Source organism: Mesorhizobium tamadayense, from assembly GCF_003863365.1.
Classification (GTDB): Bacteria; Pseudomonadota; Alphaproteobacteria; order Rhizobiales; family Rhizobiaceae; genus Mesorhizobium; species Mesorhizobium tamadayense.
Genome location: NZ_RQXT01000295.1, coordinates 1 through 263, shown reverse-complemented (window position 1 = coordinate 263; position 263 = coordinate 1). Strand labels below are relative to the sequence as shown.

Here is a 263-nt window from a genome sequence, read left to right as displayed (position 1 = left end):
CGAAAAAGTGGATACTGATATTAAAGACGGAGCACTATCGAGATCCCAACTGATTAAGAAAGGTTTCAAATTCAGCCTCCGGGATCGCCGCAGTGTGTTCGGGTCCGGGATAGGCACCGGAATGTATGTCAGCCCGGAATTCCCGGAATGCCGCGACGCGTTCACTATTCAGTCGGTCGAACTCGGCCTTGAAGTTCCGATACGCCTTGGCGTGGCGGGGAAGGCGGTTGCGGCCGTAGCCGAGCACGTCCTCTGCGAACAGA

The 263-nt window shown here is 55.9% G+C and carries 1 pseudogene; it reads right to left on the bottom strand.

Features of this window, described 5'->3' with window-relative positions:
- Positions 1 to 34 precede the first annotated feature (34 nt).
- A pseudogene (locus tag EH240_RS37720) lies at positions 35 to 263 on the bottom strand (3-methyl-2-oxobutanoate hydroxymethyltransferase); the annotation flags it as partial.